14 protein-coding genes are annotated in these 12,480 nt (G+C 31.4%); 4 read left to right on the top strand and 10 right to left on the bottom strand.

All coding sequences use genetic code 11. The features are described 5' to 3' along the window. Window positions 1-64: 64 nt before the first annotated feature. The gene (locus LBV24_RS09970; RefSeq protein WP_224478502.1) at window positions 65-892 is read right to left on the bottom strand and encodes an ABC transporter permease; all 828 of its coding nucleotides are present in this window, start codon (window positions 890-892) and stop codon (window positions 65-67) included. A gap of 47 nt (window positions 893-939) precedes the next feature. After that, entirely contained in the window at window positions 940-1,836 is an 897-nt protein-coding gene (locus tag LBV24_RS09965) for an ABC transporter ATP-binding protein (RefSeq protein WP_224478501.1), read from the bottom strand. A gap of 112 nt (window positions 1,837-1,948) precedes the next feature. On the opposite strand from LBV24_RS09965, the gene LBV24_RS09960 reads away from it, so the two are divergent. Then, window positions 1,949-3,010 carry a hypothetical protein gene (locus tag LBV24_RS09960; protein WP_224478500.1) on the top strand — a complete coding sequence of 354 codons (1,062 nt, stop codon included), beginning with the start codon at window positions 1,949-1,951 and terminating at the stop codon, window positions 3,008-3,010. Between the two features lie 3 nt (window positions 3,011-3,013). Here LBV24_RS09960 and LBV24_RS09955 read toward each other — a convergent pair whose 3' ends face one another. Genes LBV24_RS09955 through LBV24_RS09940 form a run of 4 tightly spaced genes read right to left on the bottom strand, consistent with a single transcriptional unit; the run spans window position 3,014 to window position 6,437 of the window. Continuing rightward, window positions 3,014-3,529, bottom strand: a complete 516-nt coding sequence (locus LBV24_RS09955; RefSeq protein ID WP_224478499.1) for a plasmid pRiA4b ORF-3 family protein — start codon at window positions 3,527-3,529, stop codon at window positions 3,014-3,016. Window positions 3,530-3,554: 25 nt separating this feature from the next. Next, entirely contained in the window at window positions 3,555-4,571 is a 1,017-nt protein-coding gene (locus tag LBV24_RS09950) for a COX15/CtaA family protein (RefSeq protein WP_224478498.1), read from the bottom strand. Next, the gene (locus LBV24_RS09945; protein ID WP_224478497.1) at window positions 4,555-5,022 is read right to left on the bottom strand and encodes a GNAT family N-acetyltransferase; all 468 of its coding nucleotides are present in this window, start codon (window positions 5,020-5,022) and stop codon (window positions 4,555-4,557) included. Before LBV24_RS09945 ends, LBV24_RS09950 begins: the two co-directional genes overlap by 17 nt. Next, the gene (locus LBV24_RS09940) at window positions 5,019-6,437 is read right to left on the bottom strand and encodes a CCA tRNA nucleotidyltransferase (RefSeq protein ID WP_224478496.1); all 1,419 of its coding nucleotides are present in this window, start codon (window positions 6,435-6,437) and stop codon (window positions 5,019-5,021) included. Before LBV24_RS09940 ends, LBV24_RS09945 begins: the two co-directional genes overlap by 4 nt. 227 nt (window positions 6,438-6,664) lie before the next feature. On the opposite strand from LBV24_RS09940, the gene LBV24_RS09935 reads away from it, so the two are divergent. Beyond that, window positions 6,665-7,429 carry a lipopolysaccharide kinase InaA family protein gene (locus LBV24_RS09935; RefSeq protein WP_224478495.1) on the top strand — a complete coding sequence of 255 codons (765 nt, stop codon included), beginning with the start codon at window positions 6,665-6,667 and terminating at the stop codon, window positions 7,427-7,429. Here the strand turns inward: LBV24_RS09935 and LBV24_RS09930 are convergent. Then, a complete protein-coding gene (locus tag LBV24_RS09930; RefSeq protein WP_224478494.1) occupies window positions 7,426-8,187 on the bottom strand; it encodes a glycosyltransferase family 2 protein in 762 nt (253 codons plus the stop codon). The genes LBV24_RS09935 and LBV24_RS09930 overlap by 4 nt on opposite strands. 41 nt (window positions 8,188-8,228) lie before the next feature. On the opposite strand from LBV24_RS09930, the gene LBV24_RS09925 reads away from it, so the two are divergent. Next, the gene (locus LBV24_RS09925; RefSeq protein ID WP_224478493.1) at window positions 8,229-9,056 is read left to right on the top strand and encodes a glycosyltransferase family 2 protein; all 828 of its coding nucleotides are present in this window, start codon (window positions 8,229-8,231) and stop codon (window positions 9,054-9,056) included. A 24-nt stretch (window positions 9,057-9,080) separates the two neighbouring features. Here LBV24_RS09925 and LBV24_RS09920 read toward each other — a convergent pair whose 3' ends face one another. Both LBV24_RS09920 and LBV24_RS09915 read right to left on the bottom strand, forming a co-directional pair. Beyond that, window positions 9,081-10,124 carry a CDP-glycerol glycerophosphotransferase family protein gene (locus LBV24_RS09920; RefSeq protein ID WP_224478492.1) on the bottom strand — a complete coding sequence of 348 codons (1,044 nt, stop codon included), beginning with the start codon at window positions 10,122-10,124 and terminating at the stop codon, window positions 9,081-9,083. Next, on the bottom strand, window positions 10,124-10,804 hold the full coding sequence (locus tag LBV24_RS09915; protein ID WP_224478491.1) for a phosphocholine cytidylyltransferase family protein: 681 nt from the start codon (window positions 10,802-10,804) through the stop codon (window positions 10,124-10,126). The genes LBV24_RS09920 and LBV24_RS09915 overlap by 1 nt, the downstream gene beginning before the upstream one ends. A gap of 119 nt (window positions 10,805-10,923) precedes the next feature. Between LBV24_RS09915 and LBV24_RS09910 the strand changes: the two genes are divergently transcribed. Next, window positions 10,924-11,520 carry a YrbL family protein gene (locus LBV24_RS09910; protein WP_224478490.1) on the top strand — a complete coding sequence of 199 codons (597 nt, stop codon included), beginning with the start codon at window positions 10,924-10,926 and terminating at the stop codon, window positions 11,518-11,520. Here the strand turns inward: LBV24_RS09910 and LBV24_RS09905 are convergent. Beyond that, a complete protein-coding gene (locus LBV24_RS09905; protein ID WP_224478489.1) occupies window positions 11,517-12,461 on the bottom strand; it encodes a stealth family protein in 945 nt (314 codons plus the stop codon). The two genes, LBV24_RS09910 and LBV24_RS09905, sit on opposite strands and share 4 nt — an antisense overlap. Window positions 12,462-12,480 lie beyond the last annotated feature (19 nt).

Genomic DNA, 12,480 nt, shown 5'->3' with positions numbered 1-12,480 from the left:
TAAAAGAACTTAAAAACTCTTGTTTTTAGTATGTCGATTTTTATAGCAATAGCTATCAAAGATATTATAAATCTCTCTTTTTTAATAATCGATAGGATAAAAAGATAAAAAGCGCCGTCCAGCCTAAAACCACAGCTATTTCATACCAATGCACAGCATAGTCGTAAGCAATGTCTGTTTTCTCTGGAAACTTAGTCATTACTATTCGTTGAATAGGTTGATCTATTAGTTTGTACATGGACTCTAAGGGTAAAAGGTTCTTCACCTTAAACGCACTGTCAGCACTTCCCAACGCCTCATATGCTCCCCAAAATATTAACCATTCAAATATGTACAACACAAATAAAAATCCTAATGCAAAAGCCGAGCGTTTTAATAACATTCCAAAGAATAAACACAAACTAAAGAAACCAACAAGTTTAACAAAATAAGCTAATAAGAACTCGACTTCTCTAAATATAATAGCTGCTTCGGTATAGCTAGAATAGTATAGGCCAATTAAAAACGTGGCTAGACCAATTAAGACTGTAGCACATATTGAGAAGAATACAATTGTATAAAACTTAGACAATATGAATTCCTTCTTGCTTAGGCCATCAATGAGGTTTTGTTTAAGCGTTTTATTACTGTATTCATTACCAATCATACTCACAACTACAATAGCAAAAAAGAACTTAAAGTACGAAGCAAAGAATGTAGTGATATGCCAAATTATTGGAAAGTTAAAGATGCCTAACTCACCCAGTTCTAAGGTAAAAAAACCAAAGAAATTTATCTTAATTGAGGATAACACTAAAACGGTAAACGGTAATATAAATGATACAAAAATTAGGATACGACTCACTTTATTAAGCCATAATTTTTGTAGTTCTAATTGTATAAGTCGTAACATATTTTGATTGGTTTACTTCAATTAAATTGAAGCTGTTTTTTAATTGATTATTGGTCGTCGGTTAATTGTAAAAACTGCTCTTCTAAGCTTTCTTTGCGTTTAACTAAATGTGATAGTGTAATACCTTTTTCAAACATCAGTTTATTAAAGTCAGAGGCCGACATTGGTTCGTTTAAAAATGCAGTTATTAGGTCTTCTTCAACTTTTACATTGCTAAAGTTTTCATGAGTTTCAAGTAAATTGAAAAGCTCATCATGTTTTTCTGATTTTAATTCAAAGAACCCGTGACTGCTTATCATTTCATCTACACGACCAGAATATAATTTCTCACCCTTTCTTAGTACAACAACATGCGAACATACTTTCTCTACTTCGTCTAATAAGTGTGATGCTAATAAAATGGTTGTTCCGTCTTTTGCAATGTCCTTTATTATCTGGCGTATCTGATGAATTCCTTGAGGATCCAAACCGTTTGTGGGTTCATCTAGAATTAAAATTTCAGGATCATTAAGAAGGGCAGAGGCTATGGCTAAACGCTGTTTCATACCAAGAGAATACGTTCTGAACTTATGATCTTTTCGATCAAAAAGACCAACAACTTCTAATTTCTCTGCTATTTTACTTTCATCCACCCCCTTAATTTTACAGACCAATTTTAGGTTTTGTTCCGCAGTCATATAAGGATAAAAATTTGGACGTTCTATAATGGCACCAACTTGTTTTAAAGCATCATGGGTTGATGTATTTCCATCAAACCAGTGAAAGTCTCCACTTGTTTTATTTACTACGTTAAGTACTATGCCTAATGTGGTTGATTTACCACTACCATTTGGTCCAAGTATGCCATAAACATTCCCCTTGTTAATAGTGAAACTTAAATCTTTAACGGCCGTTAAATACCCGAATTTTTTAGTAAGATTATTGAGTGATAAGATTGGTTCCAATGTATGATTGATTTTAGTACTGAAAAAACATCAGTAAAAGTTGGTTATGAAGGTAAGACGATTGAAGTATTTTTTTGTTACAAAATTTAAATAAAAGGATTAAATTTAGCTAATGGCAGACGATATAAAAATTTCAAAGAAGAAACCTTCTTTTCCTGTATCTGAAAACTTAAATGCGTATCTCTCTGAGTATAGGAGAAACATAGAATTACCTATTTTATATTCGGATTTATTACGTTTTCAAGGTTCCGTAATTGTTTATGATGATAATGACGAGGATACGCTTTGGATAAGGGTTTATTATAGCGATTCGGATAGAAAGGAAATTGATCTTAGTTTAAAAAAAGTGTATTCTTATTTGGTTTCTGATGGTGGAGACTGGATATTAAAATATCTCAATGTAGATGCCATTGATTATTGTACATTCGGAAATTCTAAACCATTTAGAATTAAGGTTAGAAATATACTTAATGACAACTATACATATTTCTATGTAAAAAAGGCTGATGCCTCGAGAATTTATGGCTTAGAAATAGAACACATGTTATCACCATACAGTCTTAATTTTTTGGTTTGCGAGGACACACTAATTGAAGAGCATATTGCCGGAATACCTGGTGATGAATTCATTAAAAACAGTTTGGATGACCGCACGGAAATGGAAAAGGCGCAAATAGCAAAAGAGTTTATTAAGTTTAATGAGCGTTGTACAATTACATTGTTAGGTGATATGCGTTCTTATAATTATGTTATTATACCAATTCATGATTTTGACCAGGTTATTTTTAAGATTAGGGCAATAGATTTTGATCAGCAGTCTTATGAAGGAAAATTAAAAATATATATGCCACAGTTTTTTAAAGAGAACTTTAAGATGGTAAAAATGGTCCAAAGTAAAATTCAGGAAGAATCTATTGAGCAATATAAAATTGAAGAACGATCAATAGTAGCTAAGCGTATTATTAGTTACAGAAATAGACTGAATGCCTTATTAAATTGTATGCAGTCTGATAAAATTTCAAACAAAAAAAATGTGAATAATTTAAAGGAAGAAATCTATAATTATTCACATGACAAAAATTTTAGAAAATGCGAATCAATGGGTGAAATTGTGAAATTTATTTTGGATTTTGTGAAGCGAAATTATGAGAATGTGAGTACTAGTAGATTGTAGCTGTTAGTTCCAATTTTCATCAAAGTCTAAGTCGCTATAATCATCCACATCAACATCATCTTCAAATTCATCAAAAGCATCATCAGATTCTGCTTCAAAGGTTTTGTCTGGAGCCTGATCAGGTATTTGTCCGTGAACAAACATTAAGTTTGGATAATCAGTACCGTCCGCTTCATCTACGATTTCAGCAAGTTCTACATAAAAGGTCCACATACTTAGAAAATCATAAACATAAATAAGTTTCGGAGAAGCTTCATGCACTACATTTTTAATAATAGTCTGGCCCATTACCATAACTTCATTGCCAGCTTCACTCATATCAAACATGGCAATCTCTTCACCTTGGTTCCACTCATCATCACTGATGTAAAAAGAAGCCATTTCCATACCATCAAAACCAAAAGATTGTGTAATGATATTATGAAGATCTTCCATGGTGTCTGTTTCACGAATTTCTAAATCACGGAAAACATCTTCTTCGGTGTCATTATCTAATATGACTCTAAATCTGTAAATCATTTTGCAAAGTTAATTCAAATATTGACTATTTACTAAATCGGTGAAGTGTAAATATCATAAAACTCAATAAAATAAATGCACCAACTTGATGCAGTACGCCTAACCAAACAGGTACTGCTAATAATAAGGTTAGTACACCAAGAAAAAATTGAACTCCTACCATAATTAAAAGACCATTTATTCCTTTGGTTTGCAAAGTGGTTAATCCAATTCTTTTGGCTTTATACCAAATTGCTAATATGAATATTACAACTATGTAGGCCAAAGTTCTATGTACAAATTGCACACCGCTTTTACCTTCTACAAAGTTAAGGTAGGTAGGGTTTTGCTCAGTATATACAGTCTCATGGACTAACTTACCTTCATTCATAAAAGGCCAGTGATTATGAATCCATCCTGCATCCAAGCCAGCAACAAAGGCACCGTAGATTATTTGTAAAATAAGAACGGCTAATCCAATTCTTATAAAGTTTCGCAATTTCTTATCAACGGTCTTTTTATCTGGAAATATTAAGTCTAAGGCTACCCAAAATGTATATGCAAAGGTTAAAAATGCTGTAGTTAAATGCATAGCTAATCTATAGTGACTAACATCTGGCCTATCTACTAGACCACTTTTAACCATGTACCACCCTAAGAATCCTTGAAATCCTCCCATTAAAAGTAGGATTATAGATTTTTTAATAGTTGATGAACTGAGTTGCTTTCTAATTAAGAAATATAAAAATGGAATTATAAATACGAGGCCTATGAAACGGCCAATGACTCGATGAATCCATTCCCAAAAATAAATACCTTTGAATTCTTCTAAATTCATATTATAGTTCAATTTCTGGAACTCTGGATATTGTTTGTATAGGTCAAAAGCTTCATTCCACTCAATTTCATTCATTGGAGGTATAACGCCAGAGATTAATTTATAATTAGATATAGATAATCCTGAATGGGTAAGTCTTGTAATTCCTCCTACAATAACCATAATAAATATTAGCACACATCCTGTGAGCAACCAATAAACAACTGCTTTATTGTCCTTTTTCATTTTCAATCTTTTTTTTAAAACACACACTGTTTTTAACACCTATATATTGGCCATAGTTCTCAGTGACTTCATAAAAATTTTTCATGTAAAATTTCACAGCTTCCTTTTGTCTTTTACCTGTTTCTAGCACGCAAGACTTGAACCCTAGTTCAAAAGCCCAGTTTTCTAATTCCACCAAAATTTTTGTTGCAATACCTTGGTCCCTGTGATCCACACTCGTATACATGCGTTTAATTTCAACATTACTGGCATCAAATTTTTTAAAAGCACCACAACCAATAGCAACGTTATTTTTATACGCCAAAACAACATTGTCTAGAAATTCAATAGAGTTAAATTGATTATAAAAGCTATGTTCTTCACCATCAGTAATTTTTAAATATGCATCAAGCTTCTTTACAAGATTGATAAAATCTTCGTTTTTAGAATTTGTTCTAACGAGTTTTATCATAATTTATCTGTTTTAAGACCTAATGATTTCCCTTTTTCAATCATCAACTTATGTGCAGACTCATATTCATTGGGAATGACACCTTCAAGAATTGCTTCTTTTATAGCTTCTTTAATAATGCCAATTTCCTTTGATGGTTTTAAATTGAAGGTTTTCATAATTTCTTCTCCTGATACTGGAGGTTGGAAATTTCTAACATGATCTCGTTCTTCTACTTCAATAATTTTATCCCTAACAATCTTAAAGTTGTTATGATATTTCTTGAATTTTTTTGGATTCTTTGTAGTAATATCAGCTTCGCAAAGTGTCATTAAATCATCTACATAATCACCTGCATCAAAAACTAATCGTCTAACTGCAGAATCTGTAACTTCAGTAGCTAATACAATTGGCCTTGAGCTCATTAATACCATTTTTTGGACAAATTTCATTTTGTCGTTCAATGGCATCCTTAGTCTCTTAAAAAGTTTATACACCATTTTAGAACCAACGAATTCATGGCCATGAAATGTCCAGCCAACTTTTTTGCTAAACTTTTTGGTAGGTGCTTTGCCTATGTCATGTAATAACGCTGCCCAACGCAACCAAAGATTATCAGTTGTTTTGCTAATATTGTCTACAACTTCTAGGGTATGATAAAAATTATCTTTATGACTTTGTCCTTCCTTTTCGTCAATACCTTTTAGAGCGGTTAATTCCGGTAATATAAAATCAAGTAATCCAGTTTTTTCAAGTAGTTTGAATCCTACTGATGGTTTATTGCTTTCAAGAATTTTATTAAGTTCAACGACAATTCGCTCCTTAGTTATTATCTTAATGCGATTCTTGTTTTTACTAATAGCATTCAGAGAAGCCTCTTCAATTTTAAATTTTAATTGTGTTGCAAAACGTATGGCTCTCATCATCCGGAGTGGATCATCGCTATATGTAATGTCTGAGTCTAAGGGAGTTTTAATTATGCCTTTTTCGAGATCTGAAAGTCCACCAAATGGATCTAGTAAATCACCAAAATTGTCTTTATCCAAGTTTAAGGCGAGTGCGTTTATTGTAAAATCACGTCTGTTTTGATCATCTTCTAAGGTGCCGTTTTCAACAATTGGATTTCTGCTGTCTTCATTATAACTTTCTTTTCTTGCGCCTACGAACTCAATTTCAATATCGTCATATCTCAACATTGCGGTGCCATAGGTTTTAAAAATTTTAACCTTGGGTTTGTTGTCGAGTTTTTCCGATACTTTTTCAGCAAGCTCAATGCCACTGCCGATGGCCACGATATCAATATCTTTTGCGTCAAGTCTATTTAAAAAATAATCACGTACAAAACCACCAATAACGTAGCTGTCCATACTTAAATCTTGAGCTGCGTCAGATATAATTTTAAAAATATTATGACGTAATGCTTGTGCGTGATTCATACCTTTCTCAAACCGCAATTAATTTCATTTATTTTGAAACATTAAATGCTTTTTTTTTGATTGGGCAAAGATACGATATAAGCCTTATGTATTAAAGTCTGAAAGACTAATTTCTTTAAGTCTTTTAGTAATCATTTTAAGAATGGTATTTTTGCTTAGAATGCTATATTCAACTTTACGTTTAGTATTCTTTTGCTTAAAATGATAAATAATATGAGAAATTATAAATGAGGGAAAATAAGACTATACATACCAGTTTTATTTCTTTCTCTAATGAAATTGAGGATATCATTCATAATTATGATATCAAAGGCGAGGCCTATGGTAATCAAAATAGAAATTCCTTAAGGCTGTTTCAATTAAATGAGAAGACAGTAAATGTAAAATCATTTAAAATTCCAAACCTTGTAAATCAAATTGCATATCGTTTTTTTAGAAAAAGTAAGGCGCAACGATCATTTGAGTATGCGATGAAATTACAGGAGCTAGAAGTAGGTACACCACAACCAATCGCTTTTTATGAATATATGACTTCATTTCTCTTTAAGAAGAGTTATTATATGACAAATCAGTTGGACTGTGATTTAACTTACAGGGAACTAACATTAGATTTGGAATATCCAAATCACGATGAAATTTTACGTGCGTTTACAAGGTTTACCTATTGTCTACATGAAAAGGGTATTAAGTTTTTAGATCATTCACCGGGTAATACATTAATCAAAAAAATAAGTGATGATTATGAGTTTTATTTGGTAGATCTTAATAGAATGGAATTTAAGTCTTTGTCCTTTGAAGAGCGAATCGAGAATTTTAAAAGATTAACTATTCATAAATCTATGGTTGAGGTAATGAGTGACGAATATGCAAAGTGCATTGAAAAACCATATCAAAAAGTCTTTGATCTTATGTGGTCAGAAACCCAAAAATTTCAACGTAAATATAGAGCACGCAGAAGCTTAAAGAAGAAAATTAAATTCTGGAAAAGCTAGTTTTTGTTGTTACGATATAATTCTCTAAGCTTAGAATATTTTAAAAAGGTAATATTGGCGGTTTGAGCGCATATTACAAAACCATTAAACCCATCTAAGAACCCAAGCCTTAAGAAGTAGGCTTTAAAAAAGGCCCAAGTGGGATTCCAGATTACTTTCCAAAATGATGCAGTTTGCCCTTTATCATAATAGGCTTTGGCCGCGATTGTAGAAAAGTATTCTGTTTTCTGATTAAACTCGGAATAACTTTGATAGGTGTTATGTAGAATATCACCTTTAAGTCTACTGGTTTTTGTATTAGGAACTAATTGAAAATTATCATGCGGATTTATGCCAGCCCATTGTCCTTTCCTTCTGTCAAATACCCTAAGTTTTTTATTGGGATACCAATCAGAATATTTAATCCACTGGCCACAGAAATTATTAAAGCGGTTACAGTAATAACCATCAAATTTCCAGTTGTTTTTTATTTCTAAAATAGATTTCTGAAGTTTTTCGGAAAGTGATTCATCACCATCTAACGAAACAATATAATCGTTATTTGCTTGTTGTAATGCAAAGTTTTTTTGTTCTATATAGCCCAAAAATTCCTGTTCAATAAATGTTACATTGAATTTATTGCAAATGTCCTTTGTATTGTCAGTAGAATAAGAGTCTACAACTATTACCTCATCTACAACATTAATTAAAGAGCGCAAGCATTCTTCAATGTTTCGTTCTTCGTTAAATGTAATAATAACTCCAGATAGTTTTAACATAGTTGCATTTTCAATGCTGTAAAAATAGTATTTTTACGCTTATGCAATTTAGGCCTAAAGCTTCAGTAATAATTAGCACTTATAATCAACCAGAATGGTTAGAGTTAGTTTTGCACAGTTATCATATTCAAACACTGAAAAGTTTTGAAATTATTATTGCTGATGATGGTTCTAATGAACTTACGAAACTTGTTATAGAGGCTTTTTCTAACATTTCAGATCTCAAAGTAATTCACATCTGGCAAGAGGATAATGGTTTCCGAAAGACTAGAATATTAAATAAGGCAATAACAGCGTCAAATTCAGATTATTTAATTTTCACAGATGGGGATTGTGTAGCACGTGAAGATTTTGTAGAAACGCATTTAAAATTAAGAAAATCCCACACAGCATTATCTGGAGGCTATTTTAAGCTCACTAAATTAATTTCGAGCAGATTGTCTAAATCTATCATTAGTAATCAAAAATGTTTTAATAAAGATTGGTTACTTGAACAAGGACAACCAAAAAGTTTTAAACTTAATAAATTAACTAAATCAAAATTTAAAGCTAATCTCTTAAATTGGATAACACCAACAAAGGCTACATTTGACGGTATGAATGTTTCTTGTTGGAAAAGTGATATTACTGCGGTTAATGGTTTTGATGAGCGCATGCAATATGGTGGTGAAGATAGGGAAGTTGGAGAACGCATGATGAATAATGGAGTAAAATTTCTACAAGTTAGATATCGTACAATTTGTGTTCACCTTTATCATGAAAGGCCTTATAAAAATGAAGATAATGAAACCTTAAACCAAAGAATAAGGCATACTACTAAAAGAGAAAATGCAAAATGGACAGAATTTGGTATTGAGAGTAATTTCTAGTTTTATCTTATCTAAAGGAACTGATTAGCTGTAATTTTTTATAACTTTGATATGAGTTTTTAACTTTCTGAAAGTTGAAATACTGCGCCTTTTTGGAACATTGTGTGTTTTTAAATAGCTTTCAACAGCTTCGACCATTCGCAAAGCAGATTTACCATCGTTGTATGGGTGATAGTCTTTAATTATGCTTTTTCGTAACTGATCATAACGGTCTTTATTTAATGTATCCGAAACCTCTTCCTTTAAGTTATCATAGGTTGTTAAATCCTTCCATACAATATTATTTGATATACTATTAAATGTAATAGCGGGCTTATCTAACAGTAAAAATTCGTATACTACAGATGAGGTATCACTTATAATTATGTCTGATATAATCAGGAATTTTGTAATGTCATTTTCATTTTGGTAACTGATATTATCAGTGTTTTCAGCAAGTTGTTTATACTTTTCCACCCATTCTTTATCCATAAGCGGATGAAATTTTAAAAAGATCAGGTAATCTTTATACTCAGAAAGGCTTTTAATTTCATCTAATAAATGTGGAGCAGAGGTTAACTTAGGAGAAAATGTCGGAGCGTAGAGAATTATAGTTTTTGCATTATTCTTTTGAAGGAGACTCTTCTTTTCTGTCATTATGGCTTCATTGTTTTTATAATAGACATCTAGCTTTGGCCAACCTGTTTCAATAACATCGAAATCTTTATGCTCCTCTTTTAATTTATTGAATCTATTGGTAAAATATGGTCCTTGAGTTAAGTATAAGTCAAAATATTGTCGAATTCTAAAATGTCCTTTTTTTTCGCCAGCTAATCCATGGAATATTTGAGTTTTTAAACCTCTAAGAAAATAAGGTACTTCATTGCCAGGTGCAAAAATAACATCGCTTTCATATGTTCTAATTTCTTTAATTGAAGACGTATTTGCATCTGAATTATAAGGAAAACTCTTTCTGATTTTTGGAGCGACATACCAAATAAAATCATGATTCTTTTCTTCCAAAACCTCCTTTATTGGGTTTAAGATGGCAAATGCATAATTATTTAAGCAGAAGAGTACAATCTTCATTATAAAGTCTTGTTTACCTCATTAAGATCTTCAACAAAGTCTATTTCCATACAATTGTATTGAGAAATATCTACAGCTCGTACTTTAAGGTTATCTTTTTCAATTGCGATTTCTAAGCCACGTTCAAAGTAGTCATTATCATCGCACTCTTCTAAACGCACTATAAACGTTTTTATATCATTTGAAGAGATAAAATTAATACCAACTGCCTCACCTAAACCATTTTTTACGGTTTTGGATAGCTCATTAATATAACCATCTTTTAGCGTATATTTTACTTCTTCTTCAGCAACCTTACTTGTATTGACAGCTACAAAAGATTCATTAGCCTCAATATAAGGATTTAAAATATCTAGTAGGTCAACATCAAAAACCACATCGCCATTAAACCATAGCACAGATTTGTCTTTGTGCTTTTTTAGAGCCTGTAGCAAACTTTTAGAAGTATTAGTCCTATCAAAAAAAGGGTTGTATACAAAGGTCAATTCTGGGAAGCGTTCCATGATTAAGTCCTTCTTAAAACCTACCACGACGTTAATATCGTCTATGTCATAACGCGAAGCAATATTATCGGTTTGCATTCTCATAATACTCTTACCATTCTTTAATGGTGTCAATGGTTTAGGAAAAGGATTTCCTAGTCTAGACCCTATACCAGCAGCAAGTATTATTATTTTCATTTAAAGAAAGTTTTAAGTGCCCTCAAAGATAAAGCTAATAATGAAGTAACAAAATAGCTTTATTTTGCAATAAGAAGCTAAAGCTTTGCCTGATTAATTTTTACTAGTAATTTTGTTTTATGCTACAGCTGGAGAAAAAACATTATATAGGTGAAGGTGAAATAAGATTTTGTTATGAGCATCCTGAGAATTTAAACTTGTGTATAAAAATTCCAAGACCAGAAACCACTCGAGAGTACACTAATAAAGAACTGCTGTATTTTAAAAAACTTTCTAGGCGTAATACCTCGAAGTATCAATATCCGTTTTATTCTGATTTTCATGGTGAGGTTGATACTAATTTAGGCTTAGGGCAGGTCTTTGATTTGGTACGAGATGAAACCACAGGAGACATTTCTAAAACTTTAGAGTACTACCTTCTTAAAAGTAACGAAATAGCTGATGAAAGGCTAAAGTCTGCTTTAGACGATTTAAGACAACATATGATCAAATATAAAGTCTTTACACGAGATTTACGTGCCAGAAACATCTGTTGTAAGCTAAATAAAGATGATTCTGTAGAGCTAATTATCATTGATGGTATAGGTCATAGAGACTTTTTTCCGTTTGCAGACAGGTTTCATTATTTCTCAAAGAAAAAAGTGGATCGCACTTTTACGAAATGGCATTTTGATAGTTTGGAAGATCAACGAAAGTTTTTAAAAAAAATAGGTTAAGAAGTTCGCTTCTCCAACCAACCTAATAAATAGTCTAAAATTAGGTTTGGTGCTCTGTCTAAACTTTGCAATCCCAGGAACAATTTCTTTTTCCCTTTAATATTCAATTTAAATTTATACCAATACAAAGGTTTTTTATAAGATCTAAAATAAAGTAATTGAAGATCTTTTTTTAATACACAGGTCTTTTGTTTTATTTCTAAATGATTGGCAAATCCTTGAGGAGTAAATTGTTTTGGGTTTCTGAATTTATATTTGATGTTTTCAATAAATACTTCTGGATGTTTTTTAAAGTAATTTTCAAAGGTTGACTTTCTAAGAGGATGGGGTGTATGTCTAAAATTATAATATTTTTTAAATCCTAATATTTTAGCACCTAATTGTTGTGCATGCTTATGTCCAGTTTTTGCTTTCTTAAATTTATTTTTGAATTTATCTTCAGAGAACTTCAACCATTTTCCTCTAAGAATTGGCATACCATTTTTAAAGAAATCTTCTGGTTTTATTTCATTAATTAAAAAGAAATCATCATTAAAATAGATAAAATGCTCAGCTAATTCTGGGATACGGTGCATGCAGGTCTCAATAGGTCTGTTATTAAATGTTGGTAAATAGGCTTCATAATCTTTAAAAACGGTTTTGTGATCAACAATCTTAACATTACCATATTTATTTTTTCTTTCGTTTTCTTTTAAGAAAGAAGGTGTTTGATCGTCTGTAATAACATAAATATTTCTTATAAATTTGGCGAACTTTAAAATAGAATCAATGGTAAATTTTATCTCATTGACCTGATCATAGCGTGTTCTAAAACGTTTAGAATTCACCTTAGATTTTTCTTCTAAATAAAGCAACATCTTAGAACGATGTTTTTCATCATTACCATCTACCCAGAGGATAACAGCGTCAATAGGATGTTTTTGTTGTTCATGTTTCCCCATTTTTTAATATACTTTAGAA

It is taken from the genome of Winogradskyella vincentii, assembly GCF_020166345.1.
Classification (GTDB): domain Bacteria; phylum Bacteroidota; class Bacteroidia; order Flavobacteriales; family Flavobacteriaceae; genus Winogradskyella; species Winogradskyella vincentii.
Note: the sequence above shows the minus strand (reverse complement) of the source record. Positions and strands in the feature narration are given on the sequence as shown.

What these genes read in the sequence shown, in the direction of transcription:
- LBV24_RS09970 (WP_224478502.1), bottom strand. Translation starts at nt 892, where the DNA reads ATGTTACGACTTATACAATTAGAACTACAAAAATTATGGCTTAATAAA.
- LBV24_RS09960 (WP_224478500.1), top strand. Translation starts at nt 1,949, where the DNA reads ATGGCAGACGATATAAAAATTTCAAAGAAGAAACCTTCTTTTCCTGTA.
- LBV24_RS09955 (WP_224478499.1), bottom strand. Translation starts at nt 3,529, where the DNA reads ATGATTTACAGATTTAGAGTCATATTAGATAATGACACCGAAGAAGAT.
- LBV24_RS09950 (WP_224478498.1), bottom strand. Translation starts at nt 4,571, where the DNA reads ATGAAAAAGGACAATAAAGCAGTTGTTTATTGGTTGCTCACAGGATGT.
- LBV24_RS09945 (WP_224478497.1), bottom strand. Translation starts at nt 5,022, where the DNA reads ATGATAAAACTCGTTAGAACAAATTCTAAAAACGAAGATTTTATCAAT.
- LBV24_RS09940 (WP_224478496.1), bottom strand. Translation starts at nt 6,437, where the DNA reads ATGAATCACGCACAAGCATTACGTCATAATATTTTTAAAATTATATCT.
- LBV24_RS09935 (WP_224478495.1), top strand. Translation starts at nt 6,665, where the DNA reads ATGAGGGAAAATAAGACTATACATACCAGTTTTATTTCTTTCTCTAAT.
- LBV24_RS09930 (WP_224478494.1), bottom strand. Translation starts at nt 8,187, where the DNA reads ATGTTAAAACTATCTGGAGTTATTATTACATTTAACGAAGAACGAAAC.
- LBV24_RS09925 (WP_224478493.1), top strand. Translation starts at nt 8,229, where the DNA reads ATGCAATTTAGGCCTAAAGCTTCAGTAATAATTAGCACTTATAATCAA.
- LBV24_RS09920 (WP_224478492.1), bottom strand. Translation starts at nt 10,124, where the DNA reads ATGAAGATTGTACTCTTCTGCTTAAATAATTATGCATTTGCCATCTTA.
- LBV24_RS09915 (WP_224478491.1), bottom strand. Translation starts at nt 10,804, where the DNA reads ATGAAAATAATAATACTTGCTGCTGGTATAGGGTCTAGACTAGGAAAT.
- LBV24_RS09910 (WP_224478490.1), top strand. Translation starts at nt 10,924, where the DNA reads ATGCTACAGCTGGAGAAAAAACATTATATAGGTGAAGGTGAAATAAGA.
- LBV24_RS09905 (WP_224478489.1), bottom strand. Translation starts at nt 12,461, where the DNA reads ATGGGGAAACATGAACAACAAAAACATCCTATTGACGCTGTTATCCTC.